General features: G+C 70.9%; 23 protein-coding genes. 9 read left to right on the forward strand and 14 right to left on the reverse strand.

All coding sequences use genetic code 11. The features are described 5' to 3' along the window. Positions 1-133: 133 nt before the first annotated feature. The 4 genes from AB0M92_RS10100 to AB0M92_RS10115 all read right to left on the reverse strand — a co-directional run bounded on the left by AB0M92_RS10100 (position 134) and on the right by AB0M92_RS10115 (position 3,722). A complete protein-coding gene (locus tag AB0M92_RS10100; protein ID WP_366101616.1) occupies positions 134-898 on the reverse strand; it encodes a GntR family transcriptional regulator in 765 nt (254 codons plus the stop codon). 33 nt (positions 899-931) lie between these two features. Beyond that, positions 932-1,735, reverse strand: coding sequence for a hypothetical protein (locus tag AB0M92_RS10105; protein WP_366101617.1), 804 nt, complete (start codon positions 1,733-1,735; stop codon positions 932-934). 173 nt (positions 1,736-1,908) lie between these two features. Further along, on the reverse strand, positions 1,909-2,565 hold the full coding sequence (locus AB0M92_RS10110) for a maleylpyruvate isomerase N-terminal domain-containing protein (RefSeq protein ID WP_366101618.1): 657 nt from the start codon (positions 2,563-2,565) through the stop codon (positions 1,909-1,911). Between the two features lie 116 nt (positions 2,566-2,681). Further along, entirely contained in the window at positions 2,682-3,722 is a 1,041-nt protein-coding gene (locus AB0M92_RS10115) for an ROK family transcriptional regulator (protein WP_366101619.1), read from the reverse strand. Positions 3,723-3,825: 103 nt separating this feature from the next. Here AB0M92_RS10115 and AB0M92_RS10120 point away from each other — a divergent pair, with 103 nt between their 5' ends. Together AB0M92_RS10120 and AB0M92_RS10125 are read left to right on the forward strand one after the other, a co-directional pair. After that, positions 3,826-4,947 (forward strand): Gfo/Idh/MocA family oxidoreductase, encoded by a 1,122-nt coding sequence (locus AB0M92_RS10120; RefSeq protein WP_366101620.1) that lies wholly within the window; start codon positions 3,826-3,828, stop codon positions 4,945-4,947. Positions 4,948-5,029: 82 nt separating this feature from the next. Continuing rightward, positions 5,030-6,304 (forward strand): ALF repeat-containing protein, encoded by a 1,275-nt coding sequence (locus AB0M92_RS10125; protein WP_366101622.1) that lies wholly within the window; start codon positions 5,030-5,032, stop codon positions 6,302-6,304. An 87-nt stretch (positions 6,305-6,391) separates the two neighbouring features. Here the strand turns inward: AB0M92_RS10125 and AB0M92_RS10130 are convergent, their stop codons facing one another. The 4 genes from AB0M92_RS10130 to AB0M92_RS10145 all read right to left on the reverse strand — a co-directional run bounded on the left by AB0M92_RS10130 (position 6,392) and on the right by AB0M92_RS10145 (position 9,241). Next, entirely contained in the window at positions 6,392-7,249 is an 858-nt protein-coding gene (locus AB0M92_RS10130; protein WP_366101623.1) for a fumarylacetoacetate hydrolase family protein, read from the reverse strand. Between the two features lie 122 nt (positions 7,250-7,371). After that, the gene (locus tag AB0M92_RS10135; RefSeq protein WP_366101624.1) at positions 7,372-7,980 is read right to left on the reverse strand and encodes a YidC/Oxa1 family membrane protein insertase; all 609 of its coding nucleotides are present in this window, start codon (positions 7,978-7,980) and stop codon (positions 7,372-7,374) included. A gap of 106 nt (positions 7,981-8,086) precedes the next feature. Then, complete coding sequence (locus tag AB0M92_RS10140) at positions 8,087-8,362, reverse strand: DUF6412 domain-containing protein (protein ID WP_048475630.1); 276 nt, start codon at positions 8,360-8,362, stop codon at positions 8,087-8,089. An 84-nt stretch (positions 8,363-8,446) separates the two neighbouring features. After that, entirely contained in the window at positions 8,447-9,241 is a 795-nt protein-coding gene (locus AB0M92_RS10145; protein WP_366101625.1) for a class E sortase, read from the reverse strand. A 55-nt stretch (positions 9,242-9,296) separates the two neighbouring features. On the opposite strand from AB0M92_RS10145, the gene AB0M92_RS10150 reads away from it, so the two are divergent. Continuing rightward, positions 9,297-10,295 (forward strand): SEC-C metal-binding domain-containing protein, encoded by a 999-nt coding sequence (locus AB0M92_RS10150; protein WP_366101627.1) that lies wholly within the window; start codon positions 9,297-9,299, stop codon positions 10,293-10,295. 43 nt (positions 10,296-10,338) lie between these two features. On the opposite strand, the gene AB0M92_RS10155 is transcribed toward AB0M92_RS10150, so the two are convergent. The 3 genes from AB0M92_RS10155 to AB0M92_RS10165 form a co-directional block, all read right to left on the reverse strand. Further along, positions 10,339-12,174 carry a DEAD/DEAH box helicase gene (locus AB0M92_RS10155; RefSeq protein WP_366101628.1) on the reverse strand — a complete coding sequence of 612 codons (1,836 nt, stop codon included), beginning with the start codon at positions 12,172-12,174 and terminating at the stop codon, positions 10,339-10,341. A gap of 2 nt (positions 12,175-12,176) precedes the next feature. Beyond that, complete coding sequence (locus AB0M92_RS10160; protein ID WP_366101661.1) at positions 12,177-13,583, reverse strand: transcriptional regulator; 1,407 nt, start codon at positions 13,581-13,583, stop codon at positions 12,177-12,179. Positions 13,584-13,647: 64 nt separating this feature from the next. Then, on the reverse strand, positions 13,648-14,334 hold the full coding sequence (locus AB0M92_RS10165) for a hypothetical protein (RefSeq protein WP_366101630.1): 687 nt from the start codon (positions 14,332-14,334) through the stop codon (positions 13,648-13,650). A 287-nt stretch (positions 14,335-14,621) separates the two neighbouring features. Between AB0M92_RS10165 and AB0M92_RS10170 the strand changes: the two genes are divergently transcribed. From AB0M92_RS10170 to AB0M92_RS10185, 4 genes are all read left to right on the forward strand, one after another. Beyond that, positions 14,622-15,389 carry a hypothetical protein gene (locus tag AB0M92_RS10170; RefSeq protein ID WP_366101631.1) on the forward strand — a complete coding sequence of 256 codons (768 nt, stop codon included), beginning with the start codon at positions 14,622-14,624 and terminating at the stop codon, positions 15,387-15,389. A 156-nt stretch (positions 15,390-15,545) separates the two neighbouring features. Next, a complete protein-coding gene (locus tag AB0M92_RS10175; protein WP_366101632.1) occupies positions 15,546-15,752 on the forward strand; it encodes a hypothetical protein in 207 nt (68 codons plus the stop codon). A 104-nt stretch (positions 15,753-15,856) separates the two neighbouring features. After that, positions 15,857-16,834, forward strand: a complete 978-nt coding sequence (locus AB0M92_RS10180; protein ID WP_366101633.1) for a NaeI family type II restriction endonuclease — start codon at positions 15,857-15,859, stop codon at positions 16,832-16,834. Positions 16,835-16,838: 4 nt separating this feature from the next. Next, positions 16,839-17,300: a very short patch repair endonuclease gene (locus AB0M92_RS10185; protein WP_366101634.1), complete on the forward strand. Its 462-nt coding sequence runs from the start codon at positions 16,839-16,841 to the stop codon at positions 17,298-17,300. Here the strand turns inward: AB0M92_RS10185 and dcm are convergent, their stop codons facing one another. The 3 genes from dcm to AB0M92_RS10200 all read right to left on the reverse strand — a co-directional run bounded on the left by dcm (position 17,301) and on the right by AB0M92_RS10200 (position 20,423). Beyond that, positions 17,301-18,488, reverse strand: coding sequence for a DNA (cytosine-5-)-methyltransferase (gene dcm, locus AB0M92_RS10190; protein ID WP_366101635.1), 1,188 nt, complete (start codon positions 18,486-18,488; stop codon positions 17,301-17,303). A 137-nt stretch (positions 18,489-18,625) separates the two neighbouring features. Then, a complete protein-coding gene (locus AB0M92_RS10195) occupies positions 18,626-19,819 on the reverse strand; it encodes a hypothetical protein (protein WP_366101636.1) in 1,194 nt (397 codons plus the stop codon). 49 nt (positions 19,820-19,868) lie between these two features. Beyond that, positions 19,869-20,423, reverse strand: a complete 555-nt coding sequence (locus AB0M92_RS10200) for a GNAT family N-acetyltransferase (RefSeq protein ID WP_366101637.1) — start codon at positions 20,421-20,423, stop codon at positions 19,869-19,871. 150 nt (positions 20,424-20,573) lie between these two features. Between AB0M92_RS10200 and AB0M92_RS10205 the strand changes: the two genes are divergently transcribed. Both AB0M92_RS10205 and AB0M92_RS10210 read left to right on the forward strand, forming a co-directional pair. Further along, positions 20,574-20,750 carry a hypothetical protein gene (locus tag AB0M92_RS10205; protein ID WP_165937233.1) on the forward strand — a complete coding sequence of 59 codons (177 nt, stop codon included), beginning with the start codon at positions 20,574-20,576 and terminating at the stop codon, positions 20,748-20,750. Positions 20,751-20,820: 70 nt separating this feature from the next. Then, positions 20,821-21,120, forward strand: a complete 300-nt coding sequence (locus tag AB0M92_RS10210; protein WP_030297991.1) for a hypothetical protein — start codon at positions 20,821-20,823, stop codon at positions 21,118-21,120. The last annotated feature ends 105 nt before the right edge of the window (positions 21,121-21,225 follow it).

Below are 21,225 nucleotides of genomic sequence, written 5' to 3' on the forward strand. Positions count from 1 at the left end.
GCCGCGCCCCGTGGACCGGGAGGGTCGCGGCGGCAACGGGACGGTGAACAGCCCTCGACTCTTGGACTAGACCCGTTACCGATTCGTGATCTCAGTACGCCCCTTTTCACCGCCTTGGGCCGATCCGCGCGGGCTATTCGGGCCGCAGGTGGGTCGTGAAGCTGAACCGGTCACCACGGTAGAGCGAACGCACGCGCTCCAGCGGACGCCCGTCCTGGTCCCGCGAGAAGCGGTGGATGAGCAGCATCGGCAGGGCCGGCGGGGTGCCGATCAGGAGGGCCTCGCGGGGGGTGGCGAGAACGGTCTCCAGCTTCTCGTCGGCGTCCCCGAAGGAGATCCCGAGCCGGTCGAGGAGGTATCCGTAGAAGGAGGAGTCGGGCTGGAACTCGCTGTCCAGGCGGGGTGCCCGCGCCACCCGGACGTACGTGCTCTCCAGACCGACGCGCTCGTCGTCGGCGAGCAGGACGCGCTCCAGGTGCCAGACGGGCTCGCCGGGCTCGGCGCCGATGCCGGGGGCCAGCTCGGGCGGGCAGGGGAAGCGCTCCAGGCCGATGAGGTTGCGGCCGGGGCGCCGGCCCTGGCGGCGTACGCCCTCGGTGTAGCTCGCGAGGGAGAGGGGCTGTTCCAGCTTCGGGCCCGCGACCACGGTGCCGCGGCCGGAGCGGCGGAGCCGGCCTTCCAGGAGCAGCTCGCGCAGGGCCTGCCGTACGGTCTCGCGCGATACTTCGTACCGCTCGGCGAGATCCCGCTCGGTGGGCAGCAGGCCGCCCTCGCCGAGGTCGCCGAGAAGCTCCGCGATGAGGGCCTTGACGGCGTAGTACTTGGGGATGCGCCCGTGCTCCGGGATGCCGGACCGGACGGGCGAGCCGGGGCGGTGGGGCAGGTTCTGTTCTTCCACCCTGGGACTGTACGCGGGCCGGGTGTACGCGGATCAGCGCGCCGGAGTACCGGGGGTGCGCGGGGTGCGGGCCGTCTCGGCTGCGCTCTGGTCGGTACGGGCGCGCAGCCGGCGGGCGGCCAGCAGGAGCCCCGCACCGGCGGCGAGCGAGGCGACCCCGCCGATGCCGTAGAGCCGGTTGCGGGGGCCGGTGTCGGCGAGGGAGCCGGCGTCGCCGCGCTCGCCCTCGGGTCCCTCGATGGAGAACCGGTAGCCGCCGGCCTCGCCGACCCAGTCACCGTCGTCGGCCTTGCGCTGCACGAGCGCCGCGTCGGCGAGGACCTCGCCGGCGGGGGTGCCGGGGGCGAAGGCCAGGCTGACCTTGACGGTCAGGGAGCCGCCGGCCCGGACCGCGAAGCCGGAGAAGGCCTCGCCCCCGTCGAAGACGGCGATGACCTCGTCGCGGTCGCTGCGCTCCAGGGTGACGGGGAGGGTGCCGCCGGGAGCCTGGAACTCCATCCGGAAGTGGGCGGGGAGCAGGGCGCGGGCCTTGTCGGTGAACACCACGACGGGGTGGATGGCGGTGCACTCGGAGTTCGTGGTGTTGGTGAGGTCCAGGTACCAGGTCTGCGGCCCGCCGCCGGTGCGGTACACGGCCGGTCCGCCGCGGATCCGCGCACCGATGGGGAAGGCGCTGCTCTTCCCGTCGCCACAGGTGGCCTCGATCCGGGAGGGGAGCGCGGGCGCGGGGCGGGCGCCGCCTCCGTTGCCGACGTCGGCGGTCGCGAGCGGTGCGCAGAGGGCGACGGCGGCGAGGACGGGGACGGCGGAGAGGGCAAGGGCTTTGCGCAGTCGCATGGAAGACCTTCGCTTCGCTGCTCGCCGGACGGGGGTGGGGGTGGACGGGCGGACGGGCCGTTCCGATGGTCGGACGAGGCGACAATCACCCCGGCCTCCCGGCACCCTCCCACGCCCCCGGACCCCCCCTCCCCCCGCCACGCCTGCCGGCTCCCGCCTTACGCCTGATCGGATCAGCCGAGGAAGAGGGGCAGCCGCGAGGCGAGGTCCCCGAGTTCCGCCCGTTCGGCGGGGGTCGGCGCCCGTCGGCCGGTACCCACGAGGAGGGCGTCCCGGTCGGTGAACGACGCGGGGAAGGCGAAGCCCGCGATCTGTTCGAGCAGCGCGCGGGAGCGGGCCGGCCCTTCGGGGGGCGGTGGGGGCGCGCCGGGGAGACGGGCGATCAGGTCGAGGTGGTGGAGGGTCCATTCGAGTACGTACGCGGTGAGGTAGTCGGCGACGGTGAGGACCTTGTCCTGGGTGCGCACGCGCAGGGCGGGGTCGGCGAGCTGCGCGGCGCGGCCGGCGGCGGAGCCGACGTCGTCGAGGTGGAACCTGAGCAGCCCGGGATCCCCGTACGCGGCGGCCAGCCGCACGGTGAGCGCGTCGAGCGGATCCTCGCCGCTCGGTGGGCGATCGGCGACCTCCCAATAGCTCGCGGCGTCGGCGGTGGCCTGCCCGTCGGCCGGGGTGACCAGCGTGATCAGGACGTCCTGCGCGTCGATGACGAGGTGACACACGAGATCCCGGACGAGCCAGCCGGCGCACCCGGACGGCTGCCCGAAGTCCCGGTCCGACAGCCCGGCCACGGCTTCCCGCAAGGCGCCCCAAGATCTCGAAAACGACTCCACCCCACCACGCTATTACGCCCCGCCGTCCAGGCCCCACAGGGCCGGAGCCCGGACCCGTCGGCGGGGCGAGCGGCGGGGCGAGCGGGGGGGGCGAGCGGGGGGCGAGCGGGGGGCGCTCAGCCCACGCGGCCGAAGAGCGGGGCCAGGGCCAGTTCCGCCGCGCCCTCGGCGACACCGTCCTCGGACGCGGCGACCTCCGGAACGGGGCCGCCCAGGTTGCGGGCCTCCAGGACCCGGCGGACGCCCGTCGTGAAGACCTCCGGCGCGGAGTCCACCACGCGTCCTCCCAGCCACACGCGGTCCACGTCCAGGAGCGCGACCACGTTCGCGGCGCCCTCGCCGAGGATCCGAGCCGCCTCCCGGAGGTCCCCGCGGGCGACCGCGCCCAGGCACAGCACCTCTGCGCACCCGCGCCCGCCGCACCGGCAGGGCGGACCGTCCAGCATCAGGACCTGGTGCCCGAACTCGCCCGCCGCGGAACGCTCCCCGCGGAAGACCTCGCCGCGGAGCCGCAGCCCGGCTCCCAGGCCGGTGCCGAGGTGCAGGTACACGGAGGTTCCGACGGCCCTGCGGCCGGGGACCGCAACCCCGGCGTTGGTGTCCTTGTCCAGCAGTACCGGCGGGGCGTCGGGCCCGAGCCGGTCCGCCACCGCCTGCCGCAGCGGGAACCCCTCCCACTCGGGGTACCCCGTCACCCGGCCCAGGACCCCGGCCCGCCAGTCGAGCGGTCCCGGCGCGGCGACGCCCACGCCCAGCAGCGACCCCGCACCCTCGTCCCCGCACAGCCGGTCCACGGCTCGTACGACCTCGTCCGCGACGGCATCCGGTCCGGCCGCGAAGTCCAGGGGGCCGCGGACCCGCTCGACGACCGTGCCCAGCATGTCCACCCGTACCGCCCGCAGCTCGTCGCGGTCGGCGTGCACCCCGACGGCGTGCCGGGCGCCGGCGGCGAGCTGGAGCAGCGTCCGCGGCTTGCCCCCGGTGGAGGCGTCACGGCCCGCTTCGGCGACGAGTCCCTCCGCACGCAGCCGCCCCGTGATCTTGCTGACGGCCTGCGGGGTGAGTCGGGTGAGGGCGGCGAGATCGGTGCGGCCGAGGCCCTCCAGTCCCGCTTCGCGGAGCAGGGCGAGTACGAGCGCGTCGTTGTGCCCCCGCAACGCCGGTAGGTTCGCGCCGCTTCCGTTGCTTCCGCTACGCCAGTCCACCCGTCCATTGTCCACCCTCCTTGCACTTAAGCAACGCTGTTGCCAAAGTGGATGCATGAACGACTCCCCCTCCGCCCTCCCCACGCGGTCGAACGCCCCCCTCCGAGTCGGCCTCATCGGCTACGGACTCGCCGGTTCCGTCTTCCACGCTCCGCTCGTCTCGGCCACCGACGGGCTCGTCCTCGACACGGTCGTCACCTCCGACCCCGGCCGGCAGGCCCAGGCGCGCGAGGCGTACCCCGACGTCCGGATCGTCGACACCGCGCAGGAGCTCTGGGACCTCTCCCCCGCCCTCGACCTGGTCGTCATCGCCTCCCCCAACAAGACCCACGTCCCGCTCGCGACGACCGCGCTGCACGCCGGCGTCCCGGTCGTCGTGGACAAGCCGCTCGCCGCCACCGCCGCCGAGGCCCGCGGACTGGCCGCCCTCGCCGACGAGACCGGCACCTTCCTGTCCGTGTTCCAGAACCGCCGCTGGGACAACGACTTCCTGACGCTGCGCCGCCTCATCGCCGACGGCGAACTCGGCGAGATCCAGCGCTTCGAGTCCCGCTTCGAGCGCTGGCGCCCCCAGCTCAAGGGCGGCTGGCGCGAGTCCGGCGCGCCGGAGGAGATCGGCGGCCTGCTGTACGACCTCGGCAGCCATGTCGTCGACCAGGCGCTGGTGCTGTTCGGGCCGGCCGTGCGCGTGTACGCGGAGACCGACGTACGCCGTCCCGGCGCCGAGGCGGACGACGACACCTTCATCGCCGTCACGCACGCGAACGGGGTCCGCTCCCACTTCTACGTCAGCGCGACCACCGCGCAGCTCGGTCCGCGCCTGCGGGTCCTGGGCTCGCGCGCGGGTTACGTGAAGTACGGGCTCGACCCGCAGGAGGCCGCCCTGCGCGAGGGGCAGCGGCCGGGCGTCGGGGACACCCCGTGGGGCGAGGAGCCCGAGCACCTGTGGGGGCGGGTGGGCTCCGGCGAGTCCCCGCTGACCGGTGGCGGTGCCCCGGTGCCGACCGCTCCGGGGGACTATCCGGCGTACTACGCGGCGGTGGCGGCGGCGCTGCACGAGGGCGGGCCGGCGCCGGTCACCGCGCACGAGGCGGCGCGGTGCCTGGAGGTGCTGGAGGCGGCGCGGGTCTCCTCGCGGGACGGGGTGACCGTGGAACTGAATGCAGCCATGTCCTGAAAATGGACAGTTTGCGGGTCGAACGCGATCTATCCTGCACAGGTTGTAGATCAATCACATGTGTGAAGAACGGAACCTGTCTGTGAAGCTGCCCCGGATCGCATCGGCCGTCGCCGCCGCCGCGATAGCCCCGGCCGTCCTGCTCGCGTCTCCGGCCTTCGCCGCCGACTCCCTTTCGCCGGCCGCACCGGCCGTGCCGGAGCGGGCGGCGGGCGCGGCGGCCGACGGGCCGGCGACGGGCCCGGCGGGAACGGGGGCGGCCCCGGCGGGAACGGGGGCGGAGGCCGGGACGGTGGAGAACCCGGCCGAGAAGCCGGCCGAGAAGCCCGCCGACGACGCCCGGGCCGGGAAGGAACGGGCCGCCGTCCAGGCGATCCTCGCGGATCCGGCGAGCGGGCCGGGCGTGCGGGCGGCCGCCGAGAAGGCGCTCAAGGGATCGGCCGGAGCCATGCGGAAGTTCCTGGACGTGGAGTGGGCCCGGGAGCAGTTCTCCGACGATCAGGTACGGGTCTCCCAGATCGTCAACGCCGGTGGCCGGGCCGTGCAGAAGGCCGGCAAGGCCGCCCTCAAGGCGGATACCCAGGCCGCGCTGACCGAGTTCCTGGAGCACGGGCAGCACACCGCCCGCTTCGAGGACGACAGGTTCGAGATGCTGCGGATGCTCGACGGCGCGGGCCGGGGCATCACCGAGGCGGTCGACCGGCTGCTGGACGGCGGGACGCCCGAGGAGGTCCGCGAGTTCGTCGCGAACGGGCAGCACGAGATCCGGGCGGTGGACGACCGGGTGGCGCTGTTCACGATGCTGGGCGGCGCCGGCCCGGGCCTCAAGGAGGGCATCGTCAAGCTCCTGAACGGGAAGCCGACCCCGGCGGAGCTGCGCACCTTCATGACGACCACGCAGCACGAGCTGCGCGACGACGACAACATGGTCCTGATCTGGGCGATGCTGGACAAGGCCGGTCCGGAGCTGAAGAAGGCCGCGATCACCGCGATCAACGGCACGCCCGCGGACCGCGCCGAGTTCCTGAAGACCGGGCAGTTCACGGCCCGCGACAAGGACAGGGCCGCGGGCGACACGCAGACCGGCAAACCGGACGCGGGCAAGGACGGCGTCCAGCAGACCGGCACCACGGGAACCACGACGGGAACCAAGACGGGAACCGCCACCGGAACCACCACCGGAGCCACCACGTCCGTCGGCAGCACCCACATGACCGCGGCGGGCGGTACGGGCGGGGCGCTCGCGAGCACGGGCACCCAGACCGCGCTGATCGCCGGCGGCGGCGCCGCCGCGCTCGGCGCGGGCGCCGGCCTGGTCTTCGCCAACCGCCGCCGCCGCACCTCCAAGAAGGACTGACCCGCGGGTCGTACGCTCACGCGGCTGTACGTGAGGGGCCGCGGCGGCCGATGCCGCCGCGCCCCCTCACCCGTGACCGATCGGGACCTACGCGCCCTTGAACTCCTGGCGCTGGCGGCCGAGGCCGTCGATCTCCAGCTCCACGACGTCACCGGCGCGCAGGTACGGCTTCGGCTCCGGCTGGCCCATGGCCACGCCCGCGGGGGTGCCGGTGACGATGACATCGCCCGGGTACAGCGTCATGAACTGGCTCAGGTACCGCACGACCTCGCCGACCGGGAAGATCTGGTCGGCGGTGTTGCCGTCCTGCTTGAGCTCTCCGTTGACCCACAGCTTCACGTCCAGGACCTGCGGGTCCGCGACCTCGTCGGCGGTGAGCAGCCAGGGGCCGAGCGGGGTGAACGTCTCGCAGTTCTTGCCCTTGTCCCAGGTGCCGCCGCGCTCGATCTGGAACTCGCGCTCCGATACGTCGTTCACCAGCGTGTATCCACCCACGTGGGCCAGACCCTCCGCGGCGGACGACAGGTAGCGGGCGGTGCTGGCGATGACGACGCCGAGCTCGGCCTCCCAGTCGGTCTTCACGCTGCCGCGCGGGATCAGCACGGTGTCGTCCGGGCCGACCACGGTGTCCGCGGCCTTGAGGAAGAGGATGGGCTCGGCCGGCGGCTCCGCGCCGATCTCGGCGGCGTGCCCGAAGTAGTTCAGCCCGATGCCCACGATCTTGCCGATCCGGCCGACCGGCGCGCCGGTCCGCAGGCCCTCCGCGTCCAGGACGGGAAGGTCGCCGGACGCCGCCGCGTCCCGTACCCGGGACAGCACGGAGTCGTCGGCGAGCAGGGCGCCGTCCACATCCGTGATCAGGCCGGACAGGTCCCGCAGGGTCCCGTCCTGGTCGAGCAGCGCGGGGCGCTCGGCCCCGACCGGTCCGACACGCAGCAGCTTCATGGGCATTCTCCCGTGGTCGTGAGTGGTCGGCCCATGGGCGAGCCCGGGGCCTGCCGATGGGTTGCGGCCATCGGAGAATTGGTTGATCCTCCAAGATGTCCGGCCAATCCGCAAGACCCTGTTCACAGACTGGAACGCCGGCGGTGCTGGAGCCAGGCCCGCTCCGCCACGGACCAGGCGGTGGTGGTCACCAGGTACAGCCCGGCGGCCAGCGGCACCAGGGCCGCGGTGATCAGCGTCCCGAACGACAGCAGCGGCAGTACGCCGCCCAGCTTGCGCAGCGCCTCCTGCTGCTCGGCGCTCACATTGGCGACGGCGGCCGGGGCGGGGGCCTCGGCCGCGGCACGCCGTCCCCGTACGGCACTCCAGGCGGCGACCACCGCGATGGCCGCGAACAGCCCCAGGAACACCAGCCCCTGCGCACCGAGGAGGCCGCCCGCCCCGAGGGCATCGGCCCACTTCGCCCCGAGCGGTGCGGCGAACAGCCGGTGGTCGAGCAGTTCACCGGAGGAGAAGGCCCGGTACATGAGGAAGAACACCGGAAGCTGGAGCAGCACGGGCAGCAAGCCCGCCATCGGGGTCGCACCGCGGAAGGCGGCCCTGTTCAGCGGATGCAGGGCGAGCCGTACGAGCACGGTGAACAGCACGATCGCGGCAGCGGTCGCGGACTCGGCGAGCACGGGCTCCAGGAGCCGGCTCAGCTCTGCAACAAGATGGGTGAAAACGGACACGCGGGCCCTCCGAGGGGTCTCGTCAACGTCGAAAGAGGTGCTTTTCGGCGCGACGACCACGAGGGGCACGACGACGAACAGAAGGGATGAAGGGAAAGCGGTGCCCCTACGCGGCCGTCAGGACGAGACGACCGGGCGCCCTGGGCCGCGACCGGCCCGAGGCATCGGGATCGCGCTGCGGCAGGAACGCCGTGCGCTGCTCGCGATCGCGTATCGCGGTGCGTATGCGGTGGGGCGGCACGGGCCGTACGAGCCGGGCGGCCAGGGCGGCGGCCCCCACGGCGACGGTGGCGGCGAGGGCGACCACGACGGCGCCCAGCCCGCCCTCCCCGGCGAACAGCCCGAGGAGCCCTACGACCCCGGCGAACAGGAGCAGGGCCATCAGCAGCCGCCCACGATCGATCCGCGCCATTGCCGAGCCCCCTCCCAAGATCCGGTCCCTACCCACCACAACCAAGAACGCGGTCTACCTCTTCATGGTTCCCCAGACCACCAGCCGGTACTTGGAGGTGTACTCGGGCGTGCAGGTGGTGAGGGTGATGTAGGCGCCGGGCTCGTCGTACCCGTACTCCGGCCGGACCGTACTGCGCGGCACCGGCGCGATCACACCGGTGTCCCGCTCGCTGGTCTGCGCCAGCGTCCTGCCCACGACGTAGGTGTACCGCTGCCCCCGCACGTCGACGATCAGCTCGTCCCCGGCCCGCAGCCGGTTGATGTACCGGAACGGCTCGCCGTGGGTGTTGCGGTGCCCGGCGAGCGCGAAGTTCCCCTGCGCCCCGGGCTGCGCGGTCCCCGGGTAGTGCCCGGCGTACCCCCTGTCCAGCACGGCCCGCTTGTCGACGCCCTGCGCGACGGGCACGACGACCCCGAGCCGCGGGATCCGCAGGACCCCGTACGCGGACTCCTTCGCGGGCGCCGGGGTCCGGGAGGCGGAAACGGCCGGCGCCCCGGAAGGCAGCGGACCCGCGGAGGCACCGGCACCCGCACCCGCACCGGAATCAAGATCGGAATCAAAATCAGGATCGGAAGCGGAAGCGGAATCGGAAGGAACGGTCCACCGCCTCTCCAGCTCCCGGACCTCCTCACGGGCGCCGGCGAGGGCCTGCCGATTGGTCCACCACACCTGGTGCACCACCAGCAGCAACACCACCACTCCCACCGTGACGGTCAGTTCGGCGGCGCCCCACAGCACCCCGGCGAGACCGGGCCGCCGCCCGCCCCGACCGCCCCCCTGCACCACCACACGCATGTGATCCCGCACGGGCCGCACCTTAAGACCTCCCCCGTCAACAGACCAGGGCAGTACGGTGTGAACCATGCGCCCTGACACGCCTGCCGAGCACATCGCCGAAGCCGAGCGCCTCATCCGCACGGCGACCCGTTACCCCGAGGACCAGGAGCCCCTGCTCCTCCAGGCCGCGGCCCACCTCGAACTGGGTGACGCCCGGGACCGCGCCAGCGCGCTGTACGACCAACTCCTCGCCTCCTCACCCGCCGATCCGCACCTGATCAAGGCGCTCCAGGCGGCGAACCTGTGGGAGTACGGCCACGAGGCCGAGGCCCGCGCCCTCATCCAGGGCATCCGCGCGGCGGCGCCCGCGGACCCGGCCCCCTGGGAGGTCATCGCGGAAACCCTGGAGACGCACGACGAGTTGACCGCCTCGGAGGAGTGCTTCACCGAGGCCGCCACCCTCCTCATCACGGAGAACGCGCCCCTCACCCAGGCCACCACGGCCCTCCTGACGGGCCGCCACCGCGTCCGCCGCCTCCTCGGGCTCCCGCACGACGAGTGGGACATGGTCGCCGACACCCGCCACATCGGCCCGATCCCGCTGGACGAGCTGCACGACCCCAAGCGCATCTGGGCCCTCGGCTCCGACGACCCGGCCGAGCTGCGCGCCGAGATCGCCCGCCTCCGCGCCGAACTGGGCGACCGCCGCGCCGCCCTCTCCCGCCCGTTCCCCGTCGCGATCCTGCACTGGCCCGCCCGCGAACTGGCCGAGCTCCTCACCTCGTACCCGACCCTGTCGGCGGAGTACCCCTCGCACGCGGCGCACCTCACGCACATCGAGTCGTCGCTGCGCGCCCTGGCCGCCTCGGGCACGACGAACCTGGGCATCGTCACGGCCAGCGTCCCCTCGTACGAGGCCTTCGCGGCATCGGAGAAGACCTCCCCGGCCTCCCCCTCCCTCCTCCCGGAGTACGCGACGACCCTGGCCGCCCGAGGCAAGGCCACCCCCTGGCCCCCCACCCCGAACACCCCCTGCTGGTGCACCTCGGGCAAGCCCTACTCCGAATGCCACGGCGGGCTGTAGGCACGGGTCACCAGAGTTCAAGACGGCCGGGCTGTCCGGGGTGTCAGCCGGACAGCTCGCCCAAGTGAGTGATCAGGGCGTGAAGGTCTGCGGCGTCCATGCCCCAGGGGGTCACGTCTTCCTCCGGGTCCGCCAGCTCCTGCACCAGCGGGTCATCGAGGATCTTGCCCATGAACTCCAGCTTGTGGCCGAGCCGGTCATGGACGATTCCGTCGATGGTGCCGCGTGCGAGGAGGACCGTGACACGCGTTTGCGTATCGGAGGCGAGTCCCAGCCTGTGGATCCGGTCGAGGCTCTGCAAGAACCGGCCCGCTGCGAAGTCCCTGTCCACATAGACCGCGTCGTGGCACACGTGATGAAGGCTGATCCCTTCACCCAATGTCGCGGGATTGGACAGCAGGACCATGCACTCGGGGTCCTCACGGAACCGTCGGATCTCCTCGTCCCGATCCGGCGTTGCCCCGTGCACCACGGCCGGCCTGTACCTGCCCAGCACCCCCGCGAGCGTGGTCAGGTTCCTCACAAACGTGGACCATACGAGGGTCTTGCGTCCGGCGCGTGCGTTGTCGGAGACCGTCTGCAGAACGGCCTCGTACTTAGGTGAGCTCTCATACCTTGGCAGGTCCCTCATGAGCTCCTTCAGAGGAAGATCATCCGAGGGGCGCAGGGGCGGCACATAGAACGGCAGGGGCTCGTAGCGGTCCAGCCCTGATTCCAGCAGCGCCGGGTTGGTGCTCGCCATCATGAGATAAACGAGGACCTTGCCCAGTCTGGTGAACTCCTCCTGTTCCCTGGAAGCCAGCCCGGTCAGCTGATTGCGCAGCGCCGAGTACAGCCTGCGGTGCGCTTCCGGGAGGTCGACGTACTTGACGCGGACATCGACCGGTGGCAGCCCCAGCTCGTTCTTCGTCGTGCGTGTGAACAGCGGCCGCAGAACCCTGCTCGCATGTGCGAGGTCTCCGCCGGCCACGGCTCTGTCCACTGCGCTCCGCCCGTGCCCCGGCCATACAAAGGACAGCAAGCTTTCCAGGTCCTTGGCGCCGTTCGGCGCGGGCGTACCGGTCAGGATCAGACGGTGGCTGGCCAGTGGCCCCAGCGCCATGCATGTGGCTCCGTACGTTCCCCTGACTCCGAGCTTCATCCGGTGGGCCTCGTCCAGCACCATCATGGCGTGGCCCATGCTGAGCCAGTCCGCGAGCTGTGTCTGGTAACGGCTCAGCCGCTCGTAGTTGACGAGCAGTATTTCCGCGTCGTTGTCGGGCCAGCGCTTGAAGACACGTACCACGGGGGGTTCGGCAAAGCACAGATCGGCCTCGTCGCGCCATGCCTCGTATGCGGATTTGGGGCTGACGACGAGCATGCGCCGTACCGAGCCGGACTGACGCAGCGCCGCGTATACCGCCAGGGCCGTGCGGGTCTTCCCCGCACCGGGCACGCTGAAGTTCGCTCCGTGCGTCAGGGACAGCAGTTTCGCGATGTCACGTGTCTGGAAGTCCGTGAGGGGCGCTGTCCAGGAGTCTCCCAGCATCCCGGAAACGGCAGACTCGGCCACCAGCCCTCTGACGTCCTGGCCCTGGCTGCCGGCCTTGAGGCGCTCCTCGACCGCCTGGGCATCACGTACGGACGCCGCGGCGAGTTCCTTGAGGTCCGGCGCGAAGGACACACCAGCCGGATCGTGCCAGTGACCGAGCAGGGTAAGACGGGACAAGAAGTCTTCGAGATCTACTTCCGCGGCGAGATTTCCCCGCTGGCTGCCGCTGTCGAACCGCGCGATCAGCCGGACGAGATGGCTCTGCTCTCCGGGGAGGGCCCGGAACACAACCTTCGTTCTGGTTTCGTCGAAGCCCAGCCGGAGCGACGGTTCCACCGTGTCGAGCACCGTCAGCCCTCGCTCGCCTTGATCAGCCAGTTGACGCCGCTGCCGGGAGTGGTCACGCCGCGGCTGGCCTGGCGCGCCAGCTTCGTCATGCTCCCCTTCAGCCGCAGCAGTGCATTGTCGAAGCTCTCCTCATCGAGGCTGTCCTTCCCCAGCGCCTGCACGAGGTCAACGACGCTCTGCTCGATCGCGGCCCGAGCGTCGTCCAGCCGCTCTGCGGTGGTCTGCCTGACGCGCTTGAGCCGGTCGTCGCGCTCCGCCTCGTCGAGCGCACGCCGCATTCCCCTGCGGGCCTCGGTCACTTCCCGCTGAGCGGCTTCCCGGACCTCGGGGGTGAGATGGCGAGCCGATTCCAAAGCCCTGGCCCGCAGCACCCGGTCAGTTGCCGCACGGGCCTGACGTACGGGATCGGACGCGGCTGGAACCGACACGCCGAGCCCGGGGATCACGACCGCTGACGGCGCTTCGCCGGCGTCAGCGGTCAGGAGGTCCGGCAGGTTGTCCTCCAGGTAGTCCGTCTGGAACTCCGCGCCGATGAGGCGGGTCTTCGTCTTTGCGAAGTCCAGGAGGATGGCAACGATCCTGTTTTCCTTGACCTGCTCGGCTCGCTCCTGGCTGGCGGCCGACACCTTCATGTAGGTGCGGTGCAGCTCCTTGAGGTTCTCCTGGTGCCCTTCGAAGTCGGACAGCGCCAGCTGCCCACCCTCTGGTGTGCTGCTCCGGTCGATCATGTCCTTGATGACGCTCAGGATCCAGCGTTCCTGCTTGAACGTCTTGACCTGAACGTGGAAGGCACGGGCGATGTCGGCTGCGTCACGGCCCATCAGCTCCTGCTCTTCCATCGCGATCAGACGGTTGATGTACGAGTAGTCGCGACGCTCATCGGGCCGGAGCTGAAGGGCGAGCTCGACCGCGTTGATGTCTTCCCACGTGAAGGACGGAGGCAGCACGCCCACCCTGATCGACGGGCGCTTCAGCTGCCGGAGTGCGGCTGCACGGGTATTGCCGTTGACCAGGATGCCTTCGTGCGTGATCAGCCCCGGTTCCAGCTGGTCCACGGACTTGAGGCTGGCTGCAAGGGTTTCGAAGTCGGGATCGACCTCGTCAGGATTTGCCGGCTTGCCGACGAGAAGGCGGTGGAGGTACTCCTGGCTTTCCGGGCTCCAGGGGTCTTCGTCGAGGCCGCGCGCGAACTGCGGGTCATGGCCCCGCTGCGCCCTGATCCGGTGAGTCGCCGGGTTGTAGTAGAGGGAGCGGAGCGGCACGTCGATCACGTCGACGTGAAGCGGCCGGCCGTTCCAGTCGACGGTGACGGTCTCCCTGGCACCGTCAGCCTCCGCAGACTCCTTGAGCCGGCGTGCGACGAACTCCGCGTTCGCCGCGGCGTCCGGCGGAAGATTGAAGTTCAGCATCTCCACAGATCTCCTTGACTCGGGCGTCCGCCCGTCATGCTGCCGACCATCCCGCACGCTGTCGTTACGGCTGGTTGAGCACCTGGCGAACCGTCCCGCGCGACTCCGCCGGCAGGCTCCGGTACTCACCCCACAGCCGCTCCAGGAGACTGAAGTCCCTCCGGTCTTCGGCTACCCACTGCGCAAAGTGCTCCCGCTCGACCTGGCTCATCTGATCCAGGCGATCGAGTACGCCGCTCAGGTCGGTCTGCCGGCCACGGCCGCCGATCCGGCACCGACGACACTCAGTGACCAGCTGGACGCTCGTGCCGCCTGGGCCAGTGACCTCCCGGCGCGCGAGGTCCAGCTGGGCGGTTTCGATTCCGCCGTCGTACGCCTCGCCGGCCGCGATCCCGCATACGCGGCACAGGTGATCGTCACGGTCGAGGGTCTCACGCCGCTGCGGAGCCGACACCACCGCCGCCGGCTTGACCCTCGACTGTCCGGGCTTCCAGACTTCCGCCCCCATCTCCACGAAACGGTGCTCGCTCGGAGTCAGGCTCGCGTCCTCCCGATTGGTGGAAATGCGCCAGCCACGGTCTCGCAGATCACGCATGCGGCGGTCGATCTGCGAGGTCTCCGGAAATGCCTCTCTCAGCTGAGTCTTCGTGAAAACCTCCCCCACGCCGACCTCGGTAACCAGCCACAGCGCGCAGCGGACCATCGTTGAGAGTTTTGCACTACGCCACGACGGAATGTCTGCAATGGTCACGATCTATCCCCTAAGTAGCGTTCACCGGTCGACTGTTCCTGGACCGGCACTCAGCAACAGAGCCCCATTCTCGCGGGCAGCCCACCATGAGGATCAAGCCCATTCGGGTGTTTGCGCCGTAACGCAAACACCTTCCTCACTACGGCGCAGGAAACGCAAACACCGCCCCGCCGCGGACGCAGGGAACGCAAACAGCTACTCCTGAAATCCGGGGTTTACCACTTGCGCACTCCACCCTTGATCAAGAAAGACTGATCCTCCATCAAAATCTGTAACCAGGAGGTCTCATGGCGGTCGCGGGTCAGGTCGGCAGCGCCTATTGGCCCGGCTGCAGCCCGGCACGGGAGAAGTACGTGGCGAGCTTCCGCAGCCTCATATCCGCCATGTCCATGGGAAAACAGGGGGCTCGCGCCAAGCACCTCGGCATCCCGCTGAGCACCTTGTCCAACTACTGGACGGGGCGCCGTGTGCCCTCCGCCGTCACGCTCGGGGCGATCTACGACGCCGTGCGCCGCAGCGCCGCCGCGGTCCCGGACCAGCTGGAGCACCTTGAACGGCTCCGGAAGTCCGCGGCCCGGCGGAACGCGCGCCCCGTTCCCCCCTGGGAGAGCGGCGATATCTGCGCGGCAGAGCGGATGGCAGCGGCCACCCTCTCTGCCCCGTCCGCCCAGCCCGAGTCCGGCACGTGCAGCCCGTCCGGCGCGGATCCGGCGCGGAGACCGGCGCTGGACCGGCACAGCAGGGAGAACGGAAAGGCCGGGGAAACGGCACGCGCCTTGCGTGCGGCCCAGTCCGCCGGTGACCGCCGTGGAGTCATCGGCATCGCCTGGTCCGCCAGCAAGTCACTCACACACGGGGAACTCAGCCTCGCTGCCGCTGATCTGTACGCCAGCGGACACTCCGCACTCGGGGAAGCGCTCCTGCTCGGCGGTCGCGAGCGCGGACACGAGGAAACCATGCGGCTGGCGATCACCCTGATCCGCACCGGCCTCAGCGTCCAGGCTGACCTCGTCCTGCGGGCCGCCCTGCCCCGAGGAGGTGGCGGACAGCCGTAGCGAACAGGCACACCCCCGCTCGTCACCACCTCTGCCGGATTCCGGCATCGCGGAGCAAGGTCGTCACGGCTCCGCCTCACCTTCCTGCCCAGGCGCCGTTCGGGGGGTCCCGCACCCATGCCTTCCCCCTTTCACTTCAATGGAGTTGACCGTTCCATGCTGAACATCTCGTTGTCCGTTCTGTTCCTCACGATCGCCATCGCCGTGGTGCTCGCACTGATCGTCGCCGGAGCCGCGGTCGCGCTGGCGCGGTGGGACAACCGGTCGGCAGCGGGGGCGATCATCATGGGCTCCGTCGCCTTCGCCGGAACCCTGACCCTGGCGTTCCTGTTGCTCAGCTTGGTGCTCGGAGCCGGCACCTGAGGCTGCGGGCAGACACCCCGGCCGCGCTGACCGCCGGTAAGCTCGCTGTCATCCTGCGGTCGGCTCCTCCGGGACCGCCCCCCTTCGCCAGACAGGTGGTCCGCTTGCTGTCTCCGGACATTTCCGCCGCCGTGATCATCCAGGGCCAGGCGCCGCCCCAGGACGACCCTGAACTGGCCTTGGTCCACGCCCACCTGCGCCGGCTCGACCCCGCCGGCCAACGGTTCGCCACAGTGCTGAGAGACACGATCGATCAGCTGCTGAACGGCGAAGTGACCGGCCGGTACGACTGGAAGTCCTTGTTCAAGACGGAGAAGACCCACGCCGGGACGGTCGTCGAGATCAACCTCCAGCGCGAGTTCGCGTTCGAGGACGGCGTGGACATGGACTACCGGATCGGCGGCGTGGACGTCGACTGCAAGTACTCACAGCAGTTCGGCGGCTGGATGATCCCCCCGGAGGCGGTGGGCCACCTATGCCTGCTCGTCTGGGCTAACGACTCCGAGAGCCTGTGGAGTGCCGGCCTCCTCCGGATCGTTCCCGAGTTGCTGAACGGAGGAAGCAACCGGGACATGAAACTGACCGTGAAGGCGGAGCACCGCACGAAGATCCTCTGGCTCTGGCGCGATGCCGTGCTCCCTGAGAACACGCTGCTCCACATGGACCCTGCTGACCGTGAAGCCGTATTCGCCGAGAAGTCCGGCCAGGCCAGGCTCAACGAGCTGTTCCGGCGTGCTCAGCGCCGCCGGATAGGACGGAACGTCGTACGCACCGTTGCCCAGCAGAAGGACTACATGAAACGAGTCCGGGGAAACGGCGGTTCCAGGTCCTCGCTCCGCCGCGAGGGCATCATCATCATGGGCGACTACCGCGCCCACCAGGAGATCGCGCGGCAGCTCGCGCTCCCAGTACCGCAGGAGGGCGATTTCGTCAGCGCCCGCGTCGTCCCGAGCGTCCCGGGAGACAGCAGGCCGTTCGCCGTCATCGACGGGGGCGCCTGGTCGCTGGCTGAGAACGGGGACCCTGTAACTCCGGCACCGCTCCTCCCCGCCCACACGGCATCCGCCACGACCGGGCTCTGAAGACATGAGCGACCCGTGGACGCCTCCCGAGGGATCATGGGCGTCGTCAGCGGCGCGACGCCGGAACATGCAGGCGATCCGTAGCCGTGACACCAAGCCGGAACGGCTGATCCGCAGCATGCTGCACGCGCAAGGGCTGCGCTACCGCGTGGCAGCGCGGCCCGTCAAGGACCTTCGCCGGACCGCCGACATTGTCTTCGGGCCGGCGAAGGTGGCCGTGTTCATCGACGGCTGCTACTGGCACGGCTGCCCAGAGCACTACGTGTCTCCGAAGACGAACCCTGGCTACTGGTCCGCCAAGGTTGCCGGGAACATGGCACGCGACCGGGACACCAACCAGCGTCTCCAGGAAGCTGGCTGGACGGTGCTCCGGTTCTGGGAGCACGAAGCCGCTGCCGACTGTGCCGTCCGGATCGCGGCCGAGGTGGAGAAGCGCCGACGCGGAACCGGTGCGGGCACGGCCTGACTACGCCTGCTCCTGGTCCCGCTCACGGGCCGCCTTGAGCAACTCGATGATCGACTTGCCCACTGCCGCGGCGACTGGCGGCGGGAAGGCATTGCCCACTTGCCGGTACTGCGCGGTCTTACCGCCAGTGAACTGCCAGCCCCGGGGAAAGCCCTGGATGATCGCCGCTTGCTGGACCGTGAGCATCGGCCCGTCGGGCCCGAAAAGATCCCTGGCCTCGGATCCCTTCTTCTCACAGGTAGCGATGTCATTGGCCACGCCGAGTCCGGAGACACCGAGTTGCTTCCAGGACGCCTTGGCGCGACTCGGGCCGAGGTCGGCCCCTCCATGCTTCTTGGAACCACCGACGAGCGTGGGCGCGATGCCGCCCCCCTTGCTCTTCAACTCGGCGTCACGGCCCCTGGCCGTCTCAAGCCAGGTGTCGAACTTCTTGCGAGCGAGCTCCCCCTGGGCGCCGTCGAAGTAGCGTCCGTACCGCTCGCGCATGGTCTCCTCAAGCGCAGCTGCCACGCTCACCGGGTCCTCGTGGGTGGGCGACGGCCACTCGTACTTCAGATCCTTGAGTACGTCATTGCGGATGGCGACCAGAATGGCGCGCGGACGCAGCTGCGGCACCCCGAAGTCGCTGGCCTCCAGGACATCCCACTTGCACACCGTGTAGCCGAGGCCTCGGGTATGGGCCAGCTGCCCGTCCTCTTCGCGGTAGTCGCCCCCCTGCAGCCGCGCCATGATCCAGTCGCGGTAGTCGGAGAACTTGGGGTCCATGATCCCGCGCACGTTCTCGATCATCACGGCACGGGGCTGGAGCTGCTCGACCAGTTGCAGCATCCGCGGGAAGAGATCACGGTCGTCGTCTTTGCCAAGCTGCTTGCCCGCATGCGAGAACGGCGGGCAGGGAACTCCGCCAGCCAGAAGATCGAGACCGCGCTGCAGCAGCTCGCCGCTCTTCGGCAGGTCCGTGTCGGGTTCGAAGAGCTTGACGTCTGTCGGGGGAAGGAGATCGCAGTGCGCCTTCTCCCAGCTCCACTCCGGCTGCGCGTCGATGTTCGCCCGCAGTGTCCCGACCGCATACGCGTCGATCTCCACGAGCGCCAGGTGCCTGAAACCGGCCTGATGCAGTCCGATGGCCTGACCGCCGGCTCCAGCACAGATCTCAATCGAGGTGAAAACAGCCTCAGTGCCGGTCATGCACCCTCCTTCGAACACGTACCCCGCTGGTGCCCTGTGCCACCAGCTATCACAGAGGGTGACAGACCCCACTGACAACGACCTCATCTAGTGTGCGGCATCGCCCGGACCACTCCGAACACTCCGTTACCCAGGCGTCAGCCAGCACCTGGGAAGAGGGGGAGCTGTTGGTGGCCGCGGGCTTGGGCCGTGGGTGGGGTGGGGCGGGGGGTCGTGAGGGTGAGGAGGGTGCGGAGGGCTGCGACGACCTCCTCCGGGGTGTCCCGGATCATCGACGGGGTCGCGCTGACCACCAGGATGCCGTGGGACTCCAGGCGCAGGCGGCGGTGGAGGGTGGCGTGCCAGGCGTCGCGCGTGTAGTGGTACTCCGCCGAGTCGATCTCCAGGGCCACGCCCTCGTCCGGCCAGTACGCGTCCGGGCTCGCCAGGAAGGCGCCGTCCGGGGTGTACAGGCGGGCGTTCCACAGCGGGGTCGGCAGGTCCGTCGCCGTCAGGGTGTCCCGGGCCAGGGCCTCGGCGATCGAGCGGACCCCCGCGACGAGTTCCGACGCGGCGGCGCGGATCGCCGGGCGGGTGAGGAGCCGGGCGGCGCGGAGCTCGGCGTGCAGGTCCTGCGGGTGGCACCAGCCGGCCTGGACGACATGGGCCAGCGTCGAGCGGATCCGTGCGGGGTCGCCGGCCCGGGAGGCGAAGTCGGCCGCCGCGCGCACGGGCCGGGTGCTCGGGACGCCGGACACCGCGATGGTGCGCGGCCAGCGCGCGGTGGCCAGCGGGCGGACCCCCGGGGTGCCGGTGAGCCGGCGCGGGGCGCGGATCAGGACGTCGGCCGGGGTGTGCGGGACGTCGCGGATGCCGAGGAGCGCCAGGGCGGCGCCGCCCGTGAGGACGGCCGTGTCTCCGGAGAGCGGGTCGGCGGCGGGTTCGGCGGCGTACAGGACGGCGGCGAGGGCGCGTTGGCGGTGGTCCGGGGGGCCGGTCTGGAGGAGGTAGACCCGGGGCAGTAAGCGCTGCCAGGGCCCGCCCGGGCGGGTGCGGGAGGTGATCGTGCCGTCCGGGATCCCGGAGGCGGCGAGCTGGTGGCGGGTGGCCAGGTTGAGTTGCCTGCGCGCCGTCCGCACCGTCCGCACCGTCCGCGCCGCCGCCCGGTTCGGTTCCCGGTGCGGGTCCCGGTGCGTCGGCCGCGGCTTCGGCGCCTGGTCCTGCTCCTGCTCCTGCTCCTGCTCCTGCTCCTGCTCCTGCTCCTGCTCCTGCTCCTGGTCCTGGTCCTGGTCCTGGTCCTGGTCCTGGTCCTGGTCCTGGTCCTGCTGCTTGGTCTGGCGTGTGGTGATCATGCCGGCGGTATGCCCTGTCCCGGGGCGCCGACACCCCGCCCGGGGCCCGTCAGCGGCCCGGGTGCTCCGGCGAGAGGAAGACGATCACGCCCGTCTGCGTGCCCGGGCGGGACGTGACCTCGTGCCACCCCAGGCGGCGGTACGTGGCCACGGTGTCGGTGGCCAGCCGGGAGGTCAGCAGCCAGGCCCGCCCGTCCGGGGCGTCGGCCGTGATCTCGGTGAGCAGGGCCCGGCCGGTGCCGTGGCCGCGCGCGTACGGGCGTACGGCGAGCTCGTCTATCTCCAGCGCCCCCGTCAGGAGTTCCCGCACCCGCGCCGGGCCGAGCTGCGCCGCGACCTGGGCGTACCCGCGGTCCTTGGGGAAGGTCGCAGGGGTGATCCAGCCCGTGGCGAAGCCGTCGATGCCGGCCGCGGACTGGGCGAGGGCCGTACGGAAACCACGGCGCCGGGCGTCCGCCTGGAGGCGGACCGAGAATTGGCGAATGGTTTCTGCGTCCTCGTTCCACGGCGGGGCGGAGAAGACGTCGGCATAGGCGTCGACCAGTTCGTCCGCGAGGTCGAGGACGGCCTGTCCGTAGCAGATCACGATGTCCGAGCTCCTCATTCTTCTTCCCGTTTTACCCTTTGGGGGTGGGAGAGCCAATTTATGCCGGTCGGGTTCCGGAAGGCACGTATCGCACGGATCCGGCGAGTGTGCGACAAATCCCCTCCGCCTCTTCCGTGTCGACGGCCGCCGCGCCGCGTTGAGCAGCCCGTGGACAGACTGATTCGGGCGGCCGGCCGGTGCGTGCTCGCCTTCCTCCTCGTCCTGGGCGTGGTGGCACTGCTGCCGCGCGCCGTCAAGGACGCCGTACCGGACGGCGTGATCGGCGGAGCGGTGCTGGTCCTGGGGGCGCTGGGCGCCCGCCGGGTGGTCAAACCGCCGCGTTAACCTCGTGGCCTCGTAGTCTCGCAGCCTCGTGGTAATACCAGTGAGATCAGACGATTTGAAGGAGTTGGGCATGGCGCGCGTACCGAGTTCCGCAGTGGCGGCCGCCGGACTGGTCGGCGGGTACGCCGTCGCCCGGTGGACCAAGAAGCGCCCGCTGGGCGGTGTCGTGCTCGGCGCCGCCGGACTGGCCGCCGGGCGGGAATGGCACCGGCGCGGCGGCACCCCCGCGGCGGCCGGGCTGGGCGCGCTGTACCTCGCCGGCTTCGCGGGCGCGCACCCGCTGGCCAAGAAGGTCGGGGCCTGGCCGGCCGTCCTCGGGGCCGCGGCCGTCGTGGCCACCGCATCCTGGGTCGTCGCAGACCGCGGCTGAGCAAGCCGCACGGGCCGGGCGGTCGGTGGTCGGCGGTCGGCGGTCGGCGGTCGGTGGTCGGCGGTCGGCGGTCGGCGGTCGCCGACCCACGGGCCCCGGCCGGGC

The organism is Streptomyces sp. NPDC051582 (assembly GCF_040681715.1).
Lineage (GTDB): Bacteria > Actinomycetota > Actinomycetes > Streptomycetales > Streptomycetaceae > Streptomyces.

What these genes read in the sequence shown, in the direction of transcription:
- AB0M92_RS10210 (WP_030297991.1), top strand. Translation starts at nt 20,821, where the DNA reads ATGGCGCGCGTACCGAGTTCCGCAGTGGCGGCCGCCGGACTGGTCGGC.
- AB0M92_RS10120 (WP_366101620.1), top strand. Translation starts at nt 3,826, where the DNA reads ATGAACGACTCCCCCTCCGCCCTCCCCACGCGGTCGAACGCCCCCCTC.
- AB0M92_RS10200 (WP_366101637.1), bottom strand. Translation starts at nt 20,423, where the DNA reads ATGAGGAGCTCGGACATCGTGATCTGCTACGGACAGGCCGTCCTCGAC.
- AB0M92_RS10160 (WP_366101661.1), bottom strand. Translation starts at nt 13,583, where the DNA reads ATGCTGAACTTCAATCTTCCGCCGGACGCCGCGGCGAACGCGGAGTTC.
- AB0M92_RS10105 (WP_366101617.1), bottom strand. Translation starts at nt 1,735, where the DNA reads ATGCGACTGCGCAAAGCCCTTGCCCTCTCCGCCGTCCCCGTCCTCGCC.
- AB0M92_RS10150 (WP_366101627.1), top strand. Translation starts at nt 9,297, where the DNA reads ATGCGCCCTGACACGCCTGCCGAGCACATCGCCGAAGCCGAGCGCCTC.
- AB0M92_RS10175 (WP_366101632.1), top strand. Translation starts at nt 15,546, where the DNA reads ATGCTGAACATCTCGTTGTCCGTTCTGTTCCTCACGATCGCCATCGCC.
- AB0M92_RS10195 (WP_366101636.1), bottom strand. Translation starts at nt 19,819, where the DNA reads ATGATCACCACACGCCAGACCAAGCAGCAGGACCAGGACCAGGACCAG.
- AB0M92_RS10170 (WP_366101631.1), top strand. Translation starts at nt 14,622, where the DNA reads ATGGCGGTCGCGGGTCAGGTCGGCAGCGCCTATTGGCCCGGCTGCAGC.
- AB0M92_RS10130 (WP_366101623.1), bottom strand. Translation starts at nt 7,249, where the DNA reads ATGAAGCTGCTGCGTGTCGGACCGGTCGGGGCCGAGCGCCCCGCGCTG.
- AB0M92_RS10185 (WP_366101634.1), top strand. Translation starts at nt 16,839, where the DNA reads ATGAGCGACCCGTGGACGCCTCCCGAGGGATCATGGGCGTCGTCAGCG.
- AB0M92_RS10140 (WP_048475630.1), bottom strand. Translation starts at nt 8,362, where the DNA reads ATGGCCCTGCTCCTGTTCGCCGGGGTCGTAGGGCTCCTCGGGCTGTTC.
- dcm (WP_366101635.1), bottom strand. Translation starts at nt 18,488, where the DNA reads ATGACCGGCACTGAGGCTGTTTTCACCTCGATTGAGATCTGTGCTGGA.